Annotated in this window: 20 protein-coding genes and 3 pseudogenes; 14 read left to right on the top strand and 9 right to left on the bottom strand. The window is 61.2% G+C overall.

Translation table 11 applies throughout. The features are described 5' to 3' along the window. The 3 genes from A37A_RS20730 to A37A_RS18495 form a co-directional block, all read right to left on the bottom strand. Positions 1–168: a hypothetical protein gene (locus tag A37A_RS20730; protein WP_018291662.1), complete on the bottom strand. Its 168-nt coding sequence runs from the start codon at positions 166–168 to the stop codon at positions 1–3. 486 nt (positions 169–654) lie between these two features. Then, positions 655–1107, bottom strand: a complete 453-nt coding sequence (locus tag A37A_RS0111580) for an SRPBCC domain-containing protein (protein ID WP_018291661.1) — start codon at positions 1105–1107, stop codon at positions 655–657. A gap of 27 nt (positions 1108–1134) precedes the next feature. Then, on the bottom strand, positions 1135–2043 hold the full coding sequence (locus A37A_RS18495; protein ID WP_018291660.1) for an Mbeg1-like protein: 909 nt from the start codon (positions 2041–2043) through the stop codon (positions 1135–1137). A gap of 188 nt (positions 2044–2231) precedes the next feature. Between A37A_RS18495 and A37A_RS17320 the strand changes: the two genes are divergently transcribed. The 5 genes and pseudogenes from A37A_RS17320 to A37A_RS17305 all read left to right on the top strand — a co-directional run bounded on the left by A37A_RS17320 (position 2232) and on the right by A37A_RS17305 (position 5410). After that, complete coding sequence (locus A37A_RS17320; protein WP_231363910.1) at positions 2232–2969, top strand: hypothetical protein; 738 nt, start codon at positions 2232–2234, stop codon at positions 2967–2969. Positions 2970–3030: 61 nt separating this feature from the next. Continuing rightward, entirely contained in the window at positions 3031–3444 is a 414-nt protein-coding gene (locus A37A_RS21500; RefSeq protein ID WP_051076287.1) for a hypothetical protein, read from the top strand. A 184-nt stretch (positions 3445–3628) separates the two neighbouring features. Next, a pseudogene (locus A37A_RS22065) lies at positions 3629–3895 on the top strand (VOC family protein); the annotation flags it as partial. Between the two features lie 359 nt (positions 3896–4254). Continuing rightward, positions 4255–4626, top strand: coding sequence for an NUDIX domain-containing protein (locus tag A37A_RS20725; protein ID WP_231363909.1), 372 nt, complete (start codon positions 4255–4257; stop codon positions 4624–4626). Between the two features lie 22 nt (positions 4627–4648). Beyond that, positions 4649–5410 carry a YqjF family protein gene (locus A37A_RS17305; protein WP_018291657.1) on the top strand — a complete coding sequence of 254 codons (762 nt, stop codon included), beginning with the start codon at positions 4649–4651 and terminating at the stop codon, positions 5408–5410. Here A37A_RS17305 and A37A_RS19460 read toward each other — a convergent pair. Next, positions 5407–5768 (bottom strand): annotated as a pseudogene (locus tag A37A_RS19460) (DUF5069 domain-containing protein). The gene A37A_RS17305 and the pseudogene A37A_RS19460 overlap by 4 nt on opposite strands. Between A37A_RS19460 and A37A_RS21490 the strand changes: the two are divergent. Next, positions 5676–5960 carry a hypothetical protein gene (locus tag A37A_RS21490; RefSeq protein WP_018291656.1) on the top strand — a complete coding sequence of 95 codons (285 nt, stop codon included), beginning with the start codon at positions 5676–5678 and terminating at the stop codon, positions 5958–5960. The pseudogene A37A_RS19460 and the gene A37A_RS21490 sit on opposite strands and share 93 nt — an antisense overlap. 87 nt (positions 5961–6047) lie before the next feature. Here A37A_RS21490 and A37A_RS22060 read toward each other — a convergent pair. Beyond that, positions 6048–6202, bottom strand: a pseudogene (locus A37A_RS22060) (ArdC-like ssDNA-binding domain-containing protein); the annotation flags it as partial. Positions 6203–6464: 262 nt separating this feature from the next. Between A37A_RS22060 and A37A_RS18480 the strand changes: the two are divergent. The 8 genes from A37A_RS18480 (at position 6465) to A37A_RS0111510 (ending at position 10621) form a co-directional block, all read left to right on the top strand. Further along, positions 6465–6827 carry a helix-turn-helix domain-containing protein gene (locus A37A_RS18480; RefSeq protein ID WP_018291655.1) on the top strand — a complete coding sequence of 121 codons (363 nt, stop codon included), beginning with the start codon at positions 6465–6467 and terminating at the stop codon, positions 6825–6827. Positions 6828–6902: 75 nt separating this feature from the next. Next, the gene (locus A37A_RS0111540) at positions 6903–7532 is read left to right on the top strand and encodes an ImmA/IrrE family metallo-endopeptidase (protein WP_018291654.1); all 630 of its coding nucleotides are present in this window, start codon (positions 6903–6905) and stop codon (positions 7530–7532) included. 65 nt (positions 7533–7597) lie between these two features. After that, on the top strand, positions 7598–7915 hold the full coding sequence (locus A37A_RS0111535; protein WP_018291653.1) for a hypothetical protein: 318 nt from the start codon (positions 7598–7600) through the stop codon (positions 7913–7915). Then, entirely contained in the window at positions 7912–8193 is a 282-nt protein-coding gene (locus tag A37A_RS0111530) for a hypothetical protein (protein ID WP_018291652.1), read from the top strand. Before A37A_RS0111535 ends, A37A_RS0111530 begins: the two co-directional genes overlap by 4 nt. 1 nt (position 8194) lies before the next feature. Next, positions 8195–8593 carry an E2/UBC family protein gene (locus A37A_RS17295; protein WP_018291651.1) on the top strand — a complete coding sequence of 133 codons (399 nt, stop codon included), beginning with the start codon at positions 8195–8197 and terminating at the stop codon, positions 8591–8593. Next, positions 8590–9975 carry a ThiF family adenylyltransferase gene (locus A37A_RS0111520; protein ID WP_018291650.1) on the top strand — a complete coding sequence of 462 codons (1386 nt, stop codon included), beginning with the start codon at positions 8590–8592 and terminating at the stop codon, positions 9973–9975. The genes A37A_RS17295 and A37A_RS0111520 overlap by 4 nt, the downstream gene beginning before the upstream one ends. Beyond that, entirely contained in the window at positions 9972–10307 is a 336-nt protein-coding gene (locus A37A_RS18475) for a DUF6527 family protein (protein ID WP_020494368.1), read from the top strand. The genes A37A_RS0111520 and A37A_RS18475 overlap by 4 nt, the downstream gene beginning before the upstream one ends. Positions 10308–10342: 35 nt before the next feature. Further along, positions 10343–10621, top strand: a complete 279-nt coding sequence (locus A37A_RS0111510; RefSeq protein WP_018291648.1) for a hypothetical protein — start codon at positions 10343–10345, stop codon at positions 10619–10621. Between the two features lie 10 nt (positions 10622–10631). Here the strand turns inward: A37A_RS0111510 and A37A_RS17285 are convergent, their stop codons facing one another. The 4 genes from A37A_RS17285 to A37A_RS0111490 form a co-directional block, all read right to left on the bottom strand. Next, complete coding sequence (locus A37A_RS17285) at positions 10632–11060, bottom strand: type II toxin-antitoxin system VapC family toxin (protein WP_018291647.1); 429 nt, start codon at positions 11058–11060, stop codon at positions 10632–10634. After that, a complete protein-coding gene (locus A37A_RS0111500) occupies positions 11057–11329 on the bottom strand; it encodes a type II toxin-antitoxin system VapB family antitoxin (protein ID WP_018291646.1) in 273 nt (90 codons plus the stop codon). Before A37A_RS0111500 ends, A37A_RS17285 begins: the two co-directional genes overlap by 4 nt. Before the next feature lie 219 nt (positions 11330–11548). Continuing rightward, on the bottom strand, positions 11549–12199 hold the full coding sequence (locus tag A37A_RS0111495; RefSeq protein ID WP_018291645.1) for a PD-(D/E)XK nuclease family protein: 651 nt from the start codon (positions 12197–12199) through the stop codon (positions 11549–11551). A 258-nt stretch (positions 12200–12457) separates the two neighbouring features. Beyond that, positions 12458–13567 (bottom strand): Fic family protein, encoded by a 1110-nt coding sequence (locus tag A37A_RS0111490; protein WP_018291644.1) that lies wholly within the window; start codon positions 13565–13567, stop codon positions 12458–12460. Positions 13568–13744 lie beyond the last annotated feature (177 nt).

The raw sequence follows: 13744 nt of genomic DNA, 5'->3' as shown, positions 1-13744 counted from the left end.
CTACATGGCCCATTTGGGCGGGCGAGCAAAGAGGGGGAGCAGGTCGAGCTTTTGGAGCAGTGCGTTGATGTCGGCGGGGATCTTGGAGAAGAACTCGATCAAAGGCCTTCTGTTCGGGGCGAGCCGGGTCAAGCGGATCGCCTGAAGGCGGCGGAGGACCTTGGGCATCGGTGAGGCTTTTGGCTACTGGTTCAGCCCGGGCGCTAACCTGACTTCCATGTGCGCCGTGAAAAGGGTGCATCGCCCAGTGAGGAGGGAGTGATCTCCACCCGGCAACTATTGCTCCAGCCGGAAGCACCCGGAGCGGCTGCTGGTGGTAACGCCGGTGGTCGAAGCCTCTGGGAAAAGGCCCGGAAAGCGGGTCAGCGAGCAAGCAGGCCCTAAGGGAAGTGAACGCTGAACAAAGCCTCGAAACGCTCAATGCGGACGCCGAGCTCGTATGGAAGAAGCGAAGGCCGTTGTCTCCCTGGAAAGAGAGCAACATGGGCACCGGGGAGAGCCGCCGGGGTATTGGGCGAGGGCATGCGTGCAAAGGACGATACATTCACACGAGCAGTCCATCTGGCCGGGAGTTCCGGTGAGCGCACGCATGCTGACCGCTGCCTCGCGCGGAGGGCAGGCTCTCCGCAGGCGAAAGCCTCTGAAAGAGGCCGGTTAGTCTTGGTGGCGGGCTTCCGCCCGTTCCTTGAGTGCCGCGTTCATGGCCTCCAGCCCCTGCCGGGTCCTCTGCTCCATCAGTGGCCAAAGAAAAGGGAGGAGTAGGCCGTGAAAGGTCTCCCCGTGGTGAAGGAGGACTTTCTTCGGGCCCTGGATCTCGAAGAGGAAGCGATGCTCCCCAGCCAGCAGACGCGGGGAAAGCCAGTGACAGGTCCAAGACAGCTCTCGGTTCGGCTCCACCGCCAGGACCTCGGCGTTCATGGCAACCGGAGGAGAGTGCGGAGCGCGGACGCGAAGCGCAAGTCGCGCGCCTGGACGGGCTTCCCCGCGAACCGAGCGGAGGAAAGGATTCCATTGGGGATAGGAAGAGAAGCCGATCAGCTCATTCCAGAGAGCCATGGAGGAAGCCTGGATCTCGATTTCGGTTTCAATCGTTCGGTTCGGCGACATGGGGATCGGAGAACCGGCTGGTTGCGTCTAGCGGGTCACGGATGGAGCATCCGCTCGTGCGCCACAAATGTCGCTCGGGCAGACGGAGTGGAAGTAACCGCTCCCGCAGGTGATTTGGTGATCGCGCGCGATCGCTCCCCAGTCTCTCTCCAAAATGAGCTCGGTCAAACGGAGCATCCGCTTGAATTCGAGGTTTGGGGAATCTCCCACAATCTTTCCTTCCCAATCGATAAATCGGAGTGTGCCGACGGCAGCGTACTCCCGGTGGGCGAGGGTGAGAAAGACGTCGCCGATCTCCGGAAGCAGCGAAAGCAAGCTGAGGAAAAGGACCCGAGGGGGTAGGTGCGGGACGATGTCGTCGGCGTAGTCGTAACGGAAGCACTCGAATTGCCCGTCGTACGCGGCGGCAAAGACGGCATCGCCGCACCGAGGGGCGCCGAAGGTGTAGATGCTATCCGCCTCGATGCCATGCTCCTTCCAAAGCCGCATGGCGGCAAGATTCGCGAGCGCTCCGCCCTTGCTATGGCCGACGAGGTAGAGCTTGCCGCAGCCCCCTTTTTGGCGTTGGAGCTCCGGCAGAAGAAGAGGCCAGAGCCGGCCAAGATCCTCCCAGAAACCTTGGTGAACCAAGCCCGGAAGAGGAGGAGCGTCGATCGGATCGGCGTCGAAATCCTCCATCCAATCGAGCAGACTGTCTATGTCGTGGATGTCAAGCGGCAGCGTCCCTCGAAAAGCGAGGAGCATGCCCTCCGGAATGCGGCCGAGCAGGCAGGCGCTGATCCCATCGGGATCCTGGATCATCGCGGGGGCTTGGAGAAAGCCGGCAGCCTCGCAATAGGGGTCAACAGAATCGAAGATCCCGGACGAACGGATTGCGTCGCCAACGACGCTCGCGCATAGAACCCGGCAATCAAACGGTGGGCTAGCGACGGACATGGCCGTTTCTCCCGGGAAATAAATGATTCTATACGGTCGTCCCGATGATGAAAACGCAATAGAGTGGACCCCGATTTTGAGCGAATTGACTCATAAATTTTGACACCGAAGCGGAGGCAAGCGGGGCGAGCAAAAGAGGGTCGTTGACTCATAAAAAATGACACCGAAAAACCACGGAGGTCATGAAGATGAGTCAACGGGTTGCGGAAGAGGTGCTTGGGCGCATGCGTGAGCGATACGCCCGGCGGGGGAGGAAGGGGAAGCGGCGGATGCTCGAGGAGTTCTGCGAGCAGTGGGGCTACTCGCGCAAGCACGCGATCAAGCTTTTGTCCGGCAAGCGGGCACAGAAAGCCGAGGGAGGAAGGAGAGGGAGGCCCGCTCGGTACGGAGAAGAAGTCCTGGAGCCGCTCAAGACGATCTGGCAGGCGGGAGAACAGATGTGCGGGAAGCGGTTGGCGGCGGCGATGCCCTTGTGGCTTCCCTACTATCGGAAGCGCTTTGGGAGACTGCCCAAGAGGGTGGAGCGGGACCTTTGCGAGATGAGTCCTGCGACCATCGACCGGCTTTTGGCTCCCATCCGCTGCGTGATTCCCAAGCGACTTTGCGGGATCAAACCGGGCAGCCTGCTCAAGACCCAGATTCCGGTGCGAACCGACCATTGGGACGCCACCGAGCCCGGTTATCTGGAAGCGGACACCGTGGCCCATTGCGGGCAGAGCCTGGCGGGAGACTTCGTCTGGACGGTCACCTACACGGATATCTACTCGGGTTGGACCGCTTCCCGAGCCGTCTGGAACAAGGGAGAGACCCAGATCGTGGAGAAGACACGCCAGCTAGAAGCCAAGCCGCCTTTCCCGATCCTGGGCTTTGATTGCGACAACGGGAGCGAGTTTTTGAACCATCATCTGGTCCGCTACTTCTCCTGAGCGAAGCAGGCATGTACCCTTCACTCGCTCCCGGCCCTATCACAAGGATGACAATGCCCATGTGGAGCAGAAGAACTGGAGCCGGGTCAGGCAGCTCCTCGCCTACGACCCGCTCGGGTCTCCGGAGCTTCTGGAACCGATCAACCGGCTCTATCGCGAGCTTTGGGATCCGCTCCAGAACTTCTTCTGCCCCTCCGTCAAGTTTGTGGCCAAGACACGCATCGGGGGCCGTTACCGCCGCCGCTACGATCGTCCGCAGACTCCTTGCGACCGGCTTCCGCAAAGCCGAGCGGTTGACCCAGCCGCGAAAAGACGGCTGCGGGAGAACCGACGAAAACTGGATCCGTTCGCCCTCAAAGAAGCCATCGAAAGGGCGCTGCGAACGATCCTCGCGCAGCCTCTACACTCCACTCGCCCTACGGGCTCCTTGCGTTCCGAGGCTGCCCTTGCCAAGGCGGAAACCATCACCAATTAGGGTGTCGTCGATTTTTGAGGCAACGACCCTCACTCCTCGCACCCGTTCGGTGTCGTTTATTTTTGAGGCAACAGGCGCTGCGGGGGACGAGGACTAATGCAGGCGAATCGCGTTTCGGAGAAAGCGCCGAGCGAGCGGTCGAACCGGGGTTGCCCTTCGCGCCCGGCTCGCGCAAAATGACTTCGTGAGCGTCGAGGTCTACGGGCGCAAGCATGTCGCGATCGAGGTGGGCGACCAGGGAAAGGCCATTGCTTTTTACCAGGATGTCTTCGAGCTGCGGCTGCTCGACCGGGGGGAAGGAGACGCCTTCTTTGCGCTGCGGGAGCACCAGTTTCTCGCCCTCTTCGAGGTTCCCGAGGTCCGGCCCGATCGGCAACGCCACTTTGGAATCATGGTCCGAGACGAGGAGCAGCTGGCGGAGGTACGGAAGAAGAGCGCTCAGAAGTATGGCCATTCGCTCATCCCGGGCTTTCGCTGCGATTTTCGAGACCCTTGGGGGAACCGGATCCAGGTGGTCGATCTCCATGACGAGTCGCTCGTCTGGCTCTTGCCCTACCGGGAGGTGCGGAAGGCGGGGATCGTATTCCGAGCCAGGGGAAATGATAGCGCCTCTCCCCGGGGAGAGGCGAGAGAAGCGGGCGGAGCATCACCCGCCGCTGCCGCTCCGCTTGGACTTCGACCGGAGATTGCGCGTTTTGCCCTGACCGCCGATACGGTCGTGCTTGGAGTCCGGCAAGGCGAGGCCGCCGTGCTCCTGATCGAAAGAAGGACGCCCCCCATGCGGGCTGCTGGGCTCTGCCGGAGGGGGTTGTGGAGGCGGGGGAGGAGCCGCTGGCGGCGGCGGCCCGGGAGCTCGCCGAGGAGACAGGGGTGGCGGGGCTTCCTCTTTGGGAGGTCGGCGTTTTCGGAAAGCCCGGACGCGATCCCCGCGGGCCGGTCGTGAGCGTTGCCCATGTGACCTGGGCAGACCCGGCGGCGGTGCGAGCAGCCGCCGCCAGCGACGAGGCTGCGGTCCGCTGGTTCCCGGTTACCGGGCTGCCGTTGCTCGCGTTCGATCACGCTGAAATAATCCCGGCGGCCTGCCGGTTCCTCGAAGAGAAGCTGGCTTCTCCCCATCCCGGCATCGTCGCGGGTCAGGACGGGGAGCTCTTGCATCGGGCTCTGGCTCGGCTGGACGGGTAGCCGACAGAACGCGAATCCGGTCATGCGCGGCTCCTCTTCGGCAAGACAGCTGGGCCTCCGCTCCCGTCCGCCCGGTCGATCCTTTCTGCGACAACGCTGGCGTTCCCTTCTATTCCTCCATTGGGCGGTCGATCCCGAAGTGCTTCGGCCTCGGGTCCCGGCCGAACTCAGTCTCGACCTCTACGAGGAGAAGGCCTACCTCGGCCTCGTTCCGTTTTTTCTCGAATGGCGCAGTATTGGATCGATGGCGCTCCCGGAGGGATGGTTCGACTTCCCGGAAATCAATGTGCGGACCTACGTGGTCGACGCACTGGGGCGACCAGGGGTCTGGTTCTTTTCGCTCGACGCGGCCTTGCGGCTCGCCGTTGCCGGTGCGCGTTTTCTCTATAGGCTCCCCTACTTTTTTTCTCGGATCGAAATGGAGGGGGATCCCACGGATAGAGGAGTTCACTACCAAGTGGATCGGCGTGAGGATAGACAGGCCAAGAGCCGCTTCTTCTGGAAGGCGGCGGGTCCGCCCCGCGAAGCCGAGCCCGGGAGTCTTTCGTTCTTCTTGATCGAGCGATATCTTCTCTTTTCCCGCAGCCGCCGCGGCGGGGATCGATGGGCGCGGATCTGGCATTCTCCCTATCCGATCCAGGAGCTGACCGAATGCCGCTGGGATACCGCGCTATTGGGCGCCGATGGCTTGCCCGAGCCCGCCGGGCAGCCCGATCACGCGGTCGCTTCCCCTGGCGTGGACGTGGAGATCTTCTGGCCGCGCCGGGCGGGCGAGGAAGACTAGCCTTTTCCGCCGAAGGAGACGTAGTCGTCCAGATCCAAGAGGTCGAACCAACTGATGATGTCCTCTCGATTCGGAGCAAGCTGCTGGAGGTTCTCGACAAAGACCTGATGAGATTCGGCATCCGCGGGGGGCGAGCCTCCATGTAGGTCGACCAGGCGGCGATCTCCGAGGGGTCGCGGCGGAAAGACATGTTTTCGTTAATCCAAGCGAGCATTTCGGTATCGCTCTTTTCCTTTGCCAGCTCGGCCAGGAGAGCATCGGTGGAGTGGCCCGTGAAGGAAAGCCAGCGTCGGTCCAGAGGGCAATCGTAGCGGTAGCCGCCGATCGTCCGCAGGCCCCTTGCGACTGGCTTCCGCAAAGCGGAGCGGTTGACCCAGCCGCTAAAAGACGGCTGCGGGAGATCCGACGAAAACTGGATCCGTTCGCCCTCAAAGAAGCCATCGAAAGGGCGCTGCGAAGGATCCTCGCGCAGCCTCTACACTCCAGTCGCCCTACGGGCTCCTTGCGTTCCGAGGCTGCCCTTGCTAAGGCGGAAAACATCACCAATTAGGGTGTTGTCGATTTTTGAGGCAACGACCCTCACCCCTCGCACCCGTTCGGTGTCGTTTATTTTTGAGGCAACAGGGTGCTGGGAGGCAAAGCCCTTCTCGATAACCGCGCCCACAGGATCAGGATGTTGATGCCGGAATAGCACCGCTCGGTGGTGGCGTTCTGCGGGAGCGCAAGGCCCGCCTTGGCCCGGCCCGAGGGCTGAACCGAAGGTACGCGGCCTTGCTCAAGCTCGGCGATGATCTGGTCCGTGACTTCCTGATAGAGGCTCGTCCGCTCGCGTCTCTCGCCGCTTCCGGGGGACGGCCAATGAACGACCGCATCGCGCTTGCGCGGGCCGTCCGCCCGCCTCCAGACGGGCGTAGCGCCAGGGATCGACGCCGCAGGCCGAGACGCCGTCGGCGGCTCGGTTCACGAGAGCCCGGCGCGCATCGCCGATACGCGGCTGCCCAGCGAGAGATCATCAGGACGCGTCGGCTCAGCGAATTCGTGCTGGCCGTAATAGATGACGACGTGTAAGCTTACGGTGATGACACTTGGACAACGCATTCGAGAGCTGAGAGATCAACGCGATCTTTCCCTCCGCGAGCTTGCCTCGAGAATCGGCTGCTCCGCCCCATTCCTGTCGGACATCGAACTGGGGCGACGCTATCCGTCCGAGAAGGTCCTCAAGGACATCGCTGACCAGCTTGGCGAGAAGATAGAGGAATTGAAGGCGTTCGATACGCGTCCACCGGTCGAAGCGATGAAGCAGCGGATCGCGGCGGATCCGCGCTACGCCTACGCCTTCAGGACCGTCATCGAAAAGAACATCAGCCCCGACGATCTGCTCGACCTGGCCAACCGCCAGGACAAAAAGAAGAAGTGAGCGATGAAGACTTTAAGAGGCGTAGCTGGTCGGTTTCCCGAACGTCCCTACTTCTCGGATCGAGAGATCGAGAAGATGTGCGCCGACGAATTGCGGAAGGTCGGTCTCTATCCATCGCATTCCGAACCTGTTCGCATCGAGCGCTTTATCGAAAAGCGCTTCAATGTATCGCCGACCTATGCGGAGTTGCCCGACGGCGTGCTCGGCTTCACGAAGTTTGACACCAATGGCGTGAGAGAGGTTGTGATCGCGGCAAGCCTCGAAGGCGCTGAGGGTAGCCCGACGGAGCGGCGCCTGCGCGCAACACTGGCGCACGAGGGTGGCCACGGGTTGATGCACGCTCACCTGTTCGCGCTCGGGACCGAGCCCGCCTCGTTGTTTGGCGATGGCGACGGCACGCCGAAGATTCTGTGCCGCGACATGCTCGGGGAGATGCAGCCGACTCGGGGTTACGATGGCCGGTGGTGGGAGCTGCAGGCGAACAAGGCGATCGGCGGGTTGCTGATGCCGCGAAGCCTGGTGGAGGAAGTGATCCGGTCTTTCACCGTCCCGGTGGGCTCGCTCGGCCAAGTCCTGATCCCGGACACGAATAGAGAGGACGCGGTACGGGAGTTGGCTAACATCTTCAACGTCAACCCGGTCGTGGCGCGTATTCGTCTGGCTGACATTTTCCCGCCGGAAAAAAGCGGGCAGCTGTCTCTGTAACTTTTTTGTTGACACTGTAAGCTACGTCAGCTTACAGTGTTGGCAGCGTGAGAAACGAGGCCGATATGGCGGGAATTTCGATTGTGGGGCCGGCATTGTCAGCGATCATTGCCGAGATCACGAATTACGCCCGCGGCCATGGGGGTCGATTTGCCGACTGGTACGTCGGCATCGCCGCCGATCCGAGGGATCGCCTGTTCAACGGGCATCGCGTCAAAAAGAAGGGCAACGCCTGGATTTACCGGCGTTGCCAGAGCTGCGCCGAGGCCCGCGCCATTGAAGCGCATTTCTTGAAGTCGGGGATGGATGGCGGTCCGGGTGGTGGCGATGACACGACAAGGTCGGTGTACGCCTATCGGAAGACGCCAGCCACCATCGAGTGAACAGCTTGGAATGGAATAGCGCCAAGGAGGTTAAAATGACTGCGCCCGCGAATCACGAAGTCAACATCATCATCGACAAGAAAGAATACAAGTCGCCGAATCCGACGACCGGTGCCGCCCTATATCTCCTCGGCAAGGTGGCGAGCGGATATGACCTGTTTCGAGAGGTCCGGGGCAAGGGCGACGATGAGATGATCCCGAACAACGGCAAGGAAGTCAAGCTGTACGAGGGTGATCACTTCTACAGCGCCCAAAGCACGTTGAATCCTGGTACGTGAGATGCTGGACACCGTGGCGAGCGAGGCGTTGCTGCCGGAAATCGATCGAGACTTCCTTGAGGACAAGGGCTACATTTATGTCGTCGCTCGCGCGGGCGGCGAGATTCTGCTCATCATCCGGGACTACGAGCTTGGCGCCGCGTACATGCCCGCGCGGGCCGACCTGATGATCGTCCTGCCGGCGGGATATCCCAATGCAAGCCCGGACATGTTTTGGACCTTCCCGACGGTCAAGCTGGCCAACGGATCATGGCCGACCCAGGCGCAGCATCATCAAGTCTATAGCGACCGTAACTGGCAGCGGTGGTCGAGACACTTCCACCTCGGCTGGCGGCCCGGTGTCGATAACCTTCGCCCGTACCTCGCGGCGATACGCAAGGAACTGGCGAAGGGGATATGACACGGTACAGCCTGACCATCTGCGCGTCCGATTACGACCGATTGCGCGAGCATTTGGGTTCGGTCCCCGAAATCGAACAGGCCGCCTATCTGGTTTGCCGCGTGGCGCGATCGGAGCCCGAAACCTGCCTGCTCGTTCGCGAGGTGATTCCCGTCCTCGCGGACGACATCGTGGAGGCCGACGCCGATCACATGATCATTCGCTCGCGCTCGTTTACACGGGCGATGAAGCAGGCGAACGACCAGAGAGCGTGCTTCGTCTTCGCTCACTCGCATCCCAATGGCTACCGGGACCATTCGCCGGCGGACGACGAGACCGAGGTGTCGCTATTTCGCACCGCTTACATCAGAATTCGGACACCGGGCGTACATGGGAGCTTGGCGTTCACGCCGTCCGGGTTGTCTGCGGCGCGCGTTTGGCTGCCGGATGGGACGACGGCTCCGCTGGAGCGCGCCCGAATCGTCGGTGACCGCCTTCGCTATTGGTTCCCGACAGGCCCAAGGGAAGCCGTCCCGGAATTCTTTGATCGGCAAGTGCGCGCGTTCGGCAGCGATATCCAGGTGCTGCTTGGTCGTCTTCGCATCGGTGTTGTCGGTGCCGGCGGCACCGGATCATGTGTCGCCGAGCAGCTGATCAGATTGGGTGTCGGCTCGCTCGTGATCGCGGATGGCGAGCGTTTCGAGCGGTCAAATGTCAATAGGGTTTATGGGTCTCGCGCCATCGACGATGAGATCGCGAAAGTGGAATTGATCGAGCGCCTCGCCGCTGATATCGGCTTAAACACCAAGGTGCGGATTATCGACCGGCCGATTTCATATCGTTCTGTCCTAGAAGAGTTTCGTCATTGCGATGCGATATTCGGCTGCACGGATGACGAATGGGGACGCTCCCTTCTGACCAAATTGGCAATCTACTACTGCGTGCCGGTGTTCGACATGGGCGTCCGAATCGACTCCAATGATGGAACCATCCGCAGCATTCAAGGTCGAGTCACAACGCTGCTGCCGGGGACCGCCTGCCTCTTCTGCCGGGGCCGCATCTCGGTGCAGCGGATCAGGGCCGAGTCTCTGAGCGCAACAAACCCTCAACAGGCTGCGGCGCTGATAGAAGAAGGCTACATCCCCGAGCTTGGCGACCCGGCCCCCTCGGTTATCCCGTTCACCACGACGATTGCCGCCAGCGCCATCTCCGAGTTTCTTCATCGCTTGACGGGCTTTCTCGGTCAGGACCGGAAGAGTTCAGAGGTATTGCATCTCATGGAAGACACGCGGGTGAGAACGAACCACCGTCCGCCCAACGAAGAATGCTTCTGTGGCGATCGGACTTATTGGGCTCGGGGCGATGTGGAGCCGTTTCTCGACACGACATGGCGGTCAGAATGAACGTTTTCTCACAACTATGGTATGCTTGGCGCCGGTTGCGGCGCCGCAACCGCTTCACCAAGGTCGTGATGGTTGACAGCATGGACGGTCTGCCGAAGAGGTTAGAGTCGTCTCTCTATGTCGTCGGAGGTTCGCAACCGAAGTGGGTTGTCATGAGCTGTCCCTGCGGCTGCGGCGAGCGGATCGATGTGAACTTGATGCGGACGCAGCGACCGACCTGGCAGCTCTTGCTGCAAGGCGGTCAGATTTCGTTGCACCCATCGCTCTGGGTTCCGAAGGAACACTGTGGCAGCCATTTTATCATCAGAAATAACCATATCACCTGGGTGTAAAGCAGACACTGGTTATAGGCTGGCGCCGGAAACGTATGATCACGCTCATGAAGAAGATCGGAGACTCCTTCGAGCTCAGCGCGACCGATCTGGTCGGCTACCTGAACTGCCATAATCTCGCGGCGCTGGACCGGCGGTGGCCGAAGGGCTCGCACGGCTTCGCCAGCGCGTCGCAGCTGGCGAGTTTCGGAAGAATACCGGCCGATCAGAACAGATCCGTCGTCGCCGGCTTAGGTTGCCCCTCCCTCCGCTTCGGGCAATCCTATGCGGAGATGGCGCGGAATCGGAGCTGGCGGGACCGCTCAGCGGCCTGATGGCGGCAGTTCATTTCTGCGGTTTTGTTGAACTTAGCGCCAGCCGAATATCGGTGAGGTCAAAGTCGTTCCCGACATAGAGCAATGGGGCCGAATGTTGTTTGGCCAGGGCATAGACGAAGCAATCGCCAAAGTTCAATCCGCCGCGCGTGCCAAATCCCCGGCCGTAATCGATCCTCGCCTTCATCGCCGCGCGCGCCAGACGATCGTCGACCGGGGCGATGTCGATGCGGAAGTCGGTCAGGAAGGCGTCCAGATCGGCAATCGCCTCGCGACGGTTTCCGCTTCTGATCCTGCCCGCCATGACCGTTCCGGCTTCGACGTAGTTCACCGCCGAGATGAGACGTGCACCCTCCTTTTGAAGGGCCGTCATACAACCGGAGGCTTCCGCCTCATCGAATAGGATTGCGATGATGGCGGATGAATCCACGACAATCATCGAGAAAAGCCGAGTTCTTCGGGCGTGTCTCCGACAGCTTCATCCCATTCCCGTTTCGTGACCGGGCGACGATCGTAGCGGTCGGCTCGTTCGCGCACGAATGCCTTCATGCGCGCAACGTAATCGCCCTTCGCCTCCTGTTCGGCGCGCAGCCGTTCCAGCCGTTCCGGCATGGCTTTGGTGATGGCCTCGGTCATGGTTTCACCGGTCAGGCGGGACAACTTCCGCGCCAACCTGTCGGCTTCCTCGGACTTGATGCTGAGGCCCATGGCGACACCTATTTCTAGAACAAGCTTCTAGATATACCGGGGATGACCTGAATTCAAACGCAAAGCTCGTTTCCAGGCGACATCATCCATCTGTTTCTTGGCCACCCCGGCTGCGGCGGATCTGCTGGCGGGGGGAACGATGGCCGAGGCACGAGCCGGTGAAGCCTTTCGGCCCAGCCACGTTCGGTTCCGGCCGGTAGCGTCCCGCGAAACGGCCGCTTAGAACAGATTCGTCGTGGCCGCCTTCGGCTGCTCCTCGACACGATCCGGGCAATCGTCCTTGGGAATGTCGCAGAACCGGCATTCCTCGAAGGAGGGCGACTTCACCGGCGCAGACTCCTTCGCCAGCAGCGCCATCGTCGCTTGAAACTTCGGCATGAGCGGATCCTCCTTGCCCTGGCAGACGACTTCTGTGGTGGTCCCGTCGGCATAGAGAACGGTGCCGGCCTTCGGCTTAGGGAGCTTCTTGTAGGACCACTCGACCAGATGTGGCAGGCAGACCAGGTAGATCCAGACCTGCATCGCGTCCGAATGCCGCTGCTTGCCGGTCTTGGCATCCCAGACGCGGACCTCGCCGTCGCGGAAGGCCACGATGTCGGGCTTTCCGCCGATGGTGCCCGACCGACCCTGCAGGTTGAAGCTGTTCTCGGATTCGAGCTTCACCTCCCAACCTTGATCGCGCAGGGACTGCGCCTGCTTCTGGACGAGCGCCGTATGATCGGCGGTCCATCGGGCCAGATCGAAGGAGGAGGGAAGCTTGATGTACCGGTAGTTCGCTCGCAGCCAGTAGGCGAACAGGCAATTGGCATCGCCGGCCATGACCTTGGCCGCCCAAGTGGCCCAGACGTATGGGGATGGACGTCGCTCCATGAGCGATTACTCTATGGCTTCCAATTCGCTGTTACAATACGGATGAGTAAGTTGTGCCACGCATTTCCGAGAGCAAGCCGATAGGGCAACTGGGAAGAAAGGGCGCTGGGGAGATCCCGCGGTTGCCGCCGCCAGAGCCCCCGCAAGCGACCCTGCAGCGGCTGATTCTGGCCCTCGGCCGCCTCGTCGGGCTCGGGGCGGCGCGCACAGGATCCCCTCCGGCATCTGCACGGGGAGGCCACTCCCATCATCATCGTTTCACAAACTCCGTTTCTCGGGCAGACGCAGCGAGAAGCTCGTGTTTTTGCTTCCGCCGGGATCTTTTGACAGAACGCCGAAACCGATCAGCTCGGCAATGTCTCGCTCGGCCGTAGAGAGAGAGCACTTGGCCAGTGTCGCCCACTTCCTCGCCGTCAAGTGACCCTTGAAACCGTCCAGGTAGCGATTGAGGACGGTCTTCTGCCTTTCATTGAGTGGAATCTCGGAGTGACGCATCCAGAACCGAGCCTTGTTCAAGATCCGGCAATGAATCTCTTGTGCGCCATCCACCGCTCGGGAAAAGCAGTCGAGAAACCAGGAGAGCCAGCGGGTCGCGTCCAGTCCGCCCCTGTCCGCATCCTCCAAGGACGCATAGTACGCCTTTCGTTCTTTGAGGATCTGGCCGGATAGGCTGCAGAACCGCTTGTCCGAGTTCTCCGAGCGGGCTAGCGCCATGTCCGTGATCGTTCTCGCGATCCGTCCATTGCCGTCCTCGAACGGGTGAATCATCACGAACCAGAGATGAGCCAACCCAGTCTTGAGGATCCCGTCGATTGATTGCTCTCGGTTGAACCAGTCGAGGAACCGCTCCATTTCCTTGGGAATCCGTGCTGCCGGCGGAGACTGAAAGTGGATCTTCTCCCTCCCGATAGGTCCGGAAACGATGACCATGGGCCCTCTCGCGTCGTCGCGCCACGCACCCGTCCTGATCCGATCCATGCCGGAATAACCGCCCGGGAACAAAGCCGCATGCCACCCGAATAACCGCTCTTCCATTAGAGGCGCCTGATAGTTCTTCGCCGCATCCAGAGCGATCTCGGCTGCGCCTTCGGCCCGCCGATCGAACCGCGCGGAAGCCTCGAAACCGAGTCGCCTCGCCACGTAGGAGCGGACCGACTCCTTGTCGAGTTTCTCGCCTTCGATCTCGCTGTTGCTGACGATCTCTTCGGTGGTTGCGAACGCCTGGGCTTCGGTGCTCAGGGGGGAGCCGATAAGCGACATCGCTCCCAGCAGGCGGCCCTGTTTCAGCCGGGCAGCGGACAATTGGTCGCGGACGACAGCGTCATCGAATCGGAAAGCGGGCCAATCCGGTTCTTCCCAGATGTACATATTCACCGCAACTATTGGCGAGAATGTAGGCCTTTTCTCGTCAGCGTCGAGTTGCCTAGAGGCGAATCGGATCTCCGGGCTGATTGTAATCGTCATGCCAAGGGCAGGAGGTGCTGATGTGAGCGACTTTTGCTTGTTCCCGGACCAGACGGATCGTCTCGTTCGGGTTGAATCCGT

The organism is Verrucomicrobium sp. 3C, assembly GCF_000379365.1.
Classification (GTDB): domain Bacteria; phylum Verrucomicrobiota; class Verrucomicrobiia; order Methylacidiphilales; family Methylacidiphilaceae; genus Methylacidimicrobium.
Note: the sequence above shows the minus strand (reverse complement) of the source record. Positions and strands in the feature narration are given on the sequence as shown.